We start from the raw sequence: 6,805 nt of genomic DNA on the forward strand, positions 1-6,805 counted from the left end.
TAAGGCATTTTGAATCAGAAATTGTGCCCAGTTTTCAGCTAAAATACACTCTTATTCCAGGTATCTATAAATGCACTCACCATGTACAGAAAAATGGGCCAACGTAAAAAAAACTTTTTCAGCAAACCTTAATTATACCAATGCTACTGGATTTGATATGACTACCTAATTCTGTTTATGTCTCAATTTTACTTGGAATAATTAAGAAAGGGAAAAAGTGAGACTAAAGATTGCTTAATCTGACCGCGAAAGCGCAAAAACTTTGAGCTAATTGGCTTTTTAAGTTTAACTTCATAGTTACGGGCCAGGATAAATAAGCCTTGTTTAAACTTAGATGAAGATATCCAATTATGATAGTAGGGATATACATCCTGTTTAAAAAACCTCTCCCAGTAATCAGCTACTTGATGCTGCTGTATATTTTGAGAACGTTTTTTACCATTCTCTATAATCTTTTGGCGTAAGTCTTTATCATCCTTGAGGAGGATTAAAGCATCAATAATCTGATCTGCTGATTTGACTTCTAGATAATCTAGATTACTCCTTCTTTCTGATTGAAAACTAGACTCAGCACCTAAAATAGCCGGAACTCCTGCATGCCAGGCATTATATAACTTTGATGCTGGTTTCACAGTATATGTAAATTTATCAAAACTACGAACTGCTACAATGGCATCAATATTTCTATAATCATGCCAACTATCACGTTCGACTATACGCCAGTTAAAGCCTAAAGAAGTTAATCGATCAACCCACTGAGGCGTGCATAGTTCTGGAGCAAGATTTCTGTCGAGTCCAAAATAAGCTATATTTTGAAATCTATCACCATACTCATAACTACGAGGCATTAAACCAGGTTGAGGAAAGTGAGGTATAAAACAGCTCTTCCAGAGACTTGATGGTCTCTGAACTAGATCTTCGTGAATATTTTCAACAACATGAAGTTGAGCATATTTAAGAACTTTGGAATCTGATTTAGCTATTACAAAGACACGGTCTGAACCTGGCTTTAAATCATCTTTAACAAATTTGCGAGACATAATTACAATGCCTTGAGAAGGTATTTTGGGAGTCAATTCACAAAGTAGGCCCCTTTTTTTCATAAATAAGTATGGCTGTATTATCCAAGCAAACAAACCATCAGACTTTAAGCTTGGATGTGTTTTGACATGCCATTCCCATAAATCTGAGAAAGCCATGTCGCCATTTAAATAACGATTCAGTACACCTAAGACATCATCATTAATTTGCCAGTAATCTTCAGGGAGATAGAAATAAATACACGGAGTTTTATTAGTCATTATTTTGCTTCTAAAGTAATTTAGCATTGCTGAATTAAGGTATGAAAGTAGGTTTATATCATGTCCGGTTGAATATTACACTTTAGAGGAGGTAAGGCAGAAGGCAGAAGGCAGAAGCGGTGCGACCCCGCGTCGGCATCAGACGCAAGGGAACGCCGACCAAGATAGGGAATGCTGACCAAGATAGGGAATGCTGACCAAGAGAGGAAAGAAAAGGTTAGAAGGGAAAAGGTTTTTTTATCACTGATTATCCGGACATGATATTACTAGTGTCTAGTTGCAAAAAATTGATTATTTGCATATTATCGAATTTTTATTATTAGCTTCAGATTTAGATAAATTGTAATTTCAAAAGACAATATTAGGGTTGTCGATCTGTGAAGAGAAAAAAATATTCTTAGGTATTGACTCTTTCCAAATTTTCTGGCTTAAAATGCCAACCTTAATAAAGTAGGAAGCAAAGAACCAATAGCATGTACAAATTGATTAGGCTTTTCTGGTTCTGGAGGATTTAAACGTAGGTCAATAATTTCCACCAAATATTCTGATAATTCTTCACCTTCTTTACTACCTTTAGAAACAAAAATATCACGAGATTTTTCCGCATCTGCAAGTGCAGCATCAAGATTTCCCAAATCTGCAAGAGCCATACTTCTAGCAAAATAAGCAGCAGCTAAATCAGATTTCAAACTAATAGCTTGATTATAATATCTAACAGCATCTTTATAATGTCCGGCCTTTGCTTCAGCAATTCCTAACCGATAAAAATCTTCAGCTTCACCAACATTAGATGGCATTCCCACAGCACCCAACAAAAAAGCATTTTTGAGGTCAACACCAGTTAAATTAGCACCAGTTAAATAAGCACTTCTCAGATCGGTACCAGCCAAATTTGCCCCAGTTAAATTCACCCCAGTTAAGTTGGCACCAAATAAACTTGTACCAGCTAAATTAGCACCACTTAAATCTGCCCCAGTCAAATTAGCACGACTGAGATTAGCTCCGCTCAAGTTAGCCCCTTTGAGATTAGCCCCTTGAAGATTTGCTAATACCAGACCAGCACCACTCAATTCACAATTTGGACATTGTTTACTAGATAATAACTTTTGTGTATGTTGGATATTTTCAGCAATAGCTGGAACAGGAGGGCAAACTGTACTTAAAACTAAAATAGCAGAAAGGATTTTGAGTCTCATATTCAAATCTTCCAAACTAAAGATTATATTTTGCTGCTATGTTAGCACTCAATCAGTAAATCTAGTACCTTCTCACGAAACTAAAAAGCAAGAGTCTAGCTCTGAAGTCTCAATAACAAAATGAAAGTTATCACATTTCTCAACTAAATGTAACACAACTGCTGGCTTCAGTACTGATAACTGTTAACGAAGTTACGACCATAGAAGGCTAACTGATAACTGATTACTGAAATGACAGAGCCACTGCCTCTTTCAGAGGAGCTTCGCTAACGTTTTATATGTTGCGGAGCAAAACGATTTAATATTAAACGATTTCATAGTTTATTCTAGATTTATGGCAATTTTACTAATTTGATAATTTTTTCTAACTAAGGGATTTTTAATTCACCCAGTTGGGTGATGCTACTAATAAATGGTTAGTAATAAACTTAAACGAAGTTATCAATTTAAAAAATATGAACAATATACAAGGTTCTGAGAGTTTACTTCAAAAAGAACAACCTTCATTAACAAAAACCATTGACTCTATTTTGACAAAAGGTATAATCACTCAAAGTGATAGAAAAAAACTATTATCTTTTCTTGTATCTAATCCACTGCTTCTTTCTGAAGACATCCAAAGAATTAATGAAACTATCTTACAAATGAAATCTGGAATGTTAAAAGTTTTAAATTAAAGATCTTTTCCCTATTCCTTGAAATTTTACTTTTTTCTGCTATTGCTAACATGAAATGTAGTATCTATACACTAGCAAAAGTAGCCACGTAATTTCTCAGAAATTGAAATAATTTCATACTGTTATATTAGACTCGCAATAGCTTTAAAATAATTGATTATCTAGATTGAAATGAATTTCGCGATCGATGCAAGTTAATATATGAATAAGGGCTAGCTCCACAGTATCATGCCAATTATCTGAAACATCAAAGAATGGAAAACCATATCTAATACAGTCTTTTTCGATCGCTTGGCTCAATGAAATAAAATTTTTCACGGTTTCTAGTAATTCTAAATCTTCCATTTTATGAGACCAACAGTAAGGATCTTCAAGTGCTGCTTGACGAATTTCGTTAAATTTACGTTCAGGTTCAGTATTTGGATATCCCAAAAATAAAGTAATGGGTTTGATATACCAAAGACGTTCGATAATAAGTTGAGGAGAGATGAATGAAGACTCATAAACACGAAGATAGTTAAATTCTTTACCCATATTACGAATAGCTTTCACCAATACAGTATCACAATAATCTTGAAATATCTCCTTCTCTCTAGAGGTAAGTATGGGAGCAGGATAATTATTGCGAACAGCGTTGAAAAATGAGTCTAAATGCACAACAGTACATCGGGTTTGCTGAAAAACTAGATTAGCGAGTCGAGACTTGCCAGCACGGCTAACACCTCCAATAATAACTGTACCAATGCTCTCAATTTTTTTTTCCATAACCACTCTGACAAGTTAAACAGTCATTTATACAGGAGTTATATCATGTCCGGATAATTAGTTATAAAAAAACTTTCTCCTTCTCTTCTTCTTTCTTCCCTCCTGTTTGCGAAGCATTCCGTAGGAAATTCTGACTCCTGAGTAGTTTACTTATAACTATTAGACATCTCCAAAAATCAAAAATAAAATCAATTCTTATCCATAAATTATCAATTATTCTTCCCTGTTCCCAGCTCCGGTGTTCCCTGTTCCCTCTTTTCTGGAGATGTCTATTTAACCGGACATGATATTACACAAAGACTCTACGGATAAGTACGTTAGCGGAGCTTTGCGGAGCGCAAATGCCATTAGCCCCTACAGATGCTGCTTCAAAGGTCAATTTGCGTAAGTCCTGTTATAGTAAAAAAATATTATTGTAGCTAATTGTCTACACCAATAAAATTAGATAATACAAGTCCAGAGATTGATTGCTAAAATTTAATGATATTGCTTATAGTATAGTGTGAAATTCGCGATCGCTCTCTACTCATTTGATTGTTTGATATCAGAAAACAGCGCTGCAATTCAACATCAGCGATGGCTCCAAGGAAGGGAATAAGTACAAAAAGACGGAATAAAAAATATACTTAAGTAATAAACATAAAAATAATTTGACTTGACTACTTAATTATTTAATCTACGATACGATCGCATCATTTTAATTGAATAAATACAGCATACATAATTTGAAGAGACAGTCAACCTTGTTACAAATTATCAGAATTGGAGTTATTTTAATTATTATTAAATAAGATTAGAAATAAACTAGCTGCTTTGTATTGATTAATACAGCTAATTAGAGACTAAAGCTTTGAAATGTATATTGTTATCAGTACATAAACAGATAACTTAATGTTAAGTAATTATTAGGTTTAGGTATATAAACTCTTGTAGATATAGTAATAGACAGGTAGGTTAAGTACTTGTGCGGATGACGTTCCGAATCAGAATAAATGTTTTTATCACTGTTCCCTGCTATAAATCTCAGGAATTCTGGTCTAATAGACATTTGCGATCGCTCTTAGCTATATTATTGACAAAAAGTCTGAAATATGATATCCTCAATAATTAAAATTTAATACTTAGTTCATTGTTAAGTAATAATTAAGGATTCATAGTATAAAATCACAGTTCTTCTACGCTTCATCAACCATTTATAGCCAAAAAACTATATAATTAGGAAAAAAACCCATGAAAATTCTACTTAAAGAGAATTCAGATCAGCATAAAGTCGAATTTCCAGCTCCCACCAATAAACCAGAAATGGCAGCTCAAAAGCAACAAGTGAGTTTGATGATTGCCGAATCACTACATGAAGAAGATCAATATCAAGAGGACTCTAGTATGAATATACAGGCTATAACTCTCCCATTATCAGAAAATTCACAAGATATAGATGATGCAGTAGGAGCATTATTTAAGCAAATGTCTCGCTATCCTCTTCTCAGCCAAAAAGAAGAAGTAGAATTAGCCAGGTTGATCCAAGAGTTAGTTATCTTTGAACAACTGCCAGAAAAACTGGCAAATGGCTTAGGACGAATGCCCACAAAAAGCGAAATAGCATCAGCAGCAGGTTTAACAGAAGCACAACTATCTCATCGCTTACATAAGTGTCGTGCCGCCAAACGCCGAATGATTAGCTCCAACCTTCGTCTAGTCGTTTCCATTGCCAAACGCTATCTCAACCGAGGGGTACCTTTTCTAGATTTGATTCAAGAAGGAGCATTAGGACTAAACCGTGCTACGGAAAAATTTGACCCAGAGAAAGGTTACAAATTCTCCACCTATGCCTATTGGTGGATTCGTCAAGGAATAACTCGTACTATTGCTAATCAAGGACGTACTATTCGTTTACCAGTTCATGTAGTTGAACAAATTAACAAACTTAAACGAGTCTACCGTGACTTACGACGGAAGCTAAATCGTATCCCCAGTGATGCTGAAATTGCTCAAGCACTAGAAATTTCTCACCAACAACTGCGTAACCTCCAACAAATTCGCCGGAAAACCCTTTCTCTCAATCATCGTTTAGGCACTGACGAGAATAGTGAACTACTAGACTTCCTAGAAGATAATGAAAATAGCACTCCCGAAGCGCAGATGAATGATATGATGATGCGCCAGGATATCTTGGAAGTCTTAAATCATGTATTGAACAATCGTGAACAAGATGTCATCACTCTCCGGTATGGTTTACTCACAGGAGAACCTCATACCTTAGATGAAGTGAGTCGTATGATTAATCTATCCCGGGAGCGAGTAAGGCAAATTCAAGCCAAGGCCATGCGGAAATTACGTCGTCCTCAAGTAGCTGAACGTTTGAAAGAATGGTTAAATCGATTTTAATAAAATGTAATGGTGATTAAATTATGTCTTTAGATGAACTAAAATTGCGTAGTGCTACGCCAGCAGATGTACCTGTAATATTTGAGTTAATTAAAGCCCTAGCTGAGTATGAGAAATTATCCCATGCTGTTACAGGTAGTGTTGACTCCTTAAAAGATGATTTATTTGGCGATCGTCCTTATGCTGAAGCAATTATTGCTGAATTTGCTGGCCAACCTGTAGGTTTTTCTCTTTTCTTTCATAACTACTCAACTTTTCTCACTCAACCAGGAATTTATATAGAAGATTTATTTGTTTTACCGGAGTACCGAGGGCAGGGTATAGGAAAGCAACTGGTAAGTTATGTCGCACAGTTAGCAGTATCCCGAAACTGTGGACGTTTAGAGTGGAGTGTTCTAGATTGGAATAAACCAGCCATTGGATTTTATCAACGTATTGGTGCATCAATTTTAGATGAATGGCGTATATGTCGTGTTACTGG

Annotated in this window: 6 protein-coding genes; 3 read left to right on the plus strand and 3 right to left on the minus strand. The window is 35.3% G+C overall.

The genetic code is table 11. The annotated features are described in order from the left end of the window. Nucleotides 1-188 precede the first annotated feature (188 nt). On the minus strand, nucleotides 189-1,301 hold the full coding sequence (locus AC3DU7_RS02510; RefSeq protein ID WP_488037792.1) for a glycosyltransferase family protein: 1,113 nt from the start codon (nucleotides 1,299-1,301) through the stop codon (nucleotides 189-191). Nucleotides 1,302-1,729: 428 nt separating this feature from the next. Continuing rightward, nucleotides 1,730-2,497, minus strand: coding sequence for a pentapeptide repeat-containing protein (locus AC3DU7_RS02515; protein ID WP_488037793.1), 768 nt, complete (start codon nucleotides 2,495-2,497; stop codon nucleotides 1,730-1,732). Between the two features lie 455 nt (nucleotides 2,498-2,952). On the opposite strand from AC3DU7_RS02515, the gene AC3DU7_RS02520 reads away from it, so the two are divergent. Beyond that, nucleotides 2,953-3,174: a hypothetical protein gene (locus tag AC3DU7_RS02520; RefSeq protein ID WP_488037794.1), complete on the plus strand. Its 222-nt coding sequence runs from the start codon at nucleotides 2,953-2,955 to the stop codon at nucleotides 3,172-3,174. 144 nt (nucleotides 3,175-3,318) lie between these two features. Here AC3DU7_RS02520 and AC3DU7_RS02525 read toward each other — a convergent pair whose 3' ends face one another. After that, nucleotides 3,319-3,939 carry a hypothetical protein gene (locus AC3DU7_RS02525; RefSeq protein WP_488037795.1) on the minus strand — a complete coding sequence of 207 codons (621 nt, stop codon included), beginning with the start codon at nucleotides 3,937-3,939 and terminating at the stop codon, nucleotides 3,319-3,321. 1,230 nt (nucleotides 3,940-5,169) lie between these two features. Between AC3DU7_RS02525 and AC3DU7_RS02530 the strand changes: the two genes are divergently transcribed. Beyond that, nucleotides 5,170-6,324 carry an RNA polymerase sigma factor, RpoD/SigA family gene (locus AC3DU7_RS02530; RefSeq protein WP_488037796.1) on the plus strand — a complete coding sequence of 385 codons (1,155 nt, stop codon included), beginning with the start codon at nucleotides 5,170-5,172 and terminating at the stop codon, nucleotides 6,322-6,324. A gap of 23 nt (nucleotides 6,325-6,347) precedes the next feature. Further along, the coding region (locus AC3DU7_RS02535) for an N-acetyltransferase family protein (RefSeq protein WP_488037797.1) at nucleotides 6,348-6,805 on the plus strand (458 nt) is incomplete at its 3' end.

The organism is Okeania sp. (assembly GCF_983059655.1).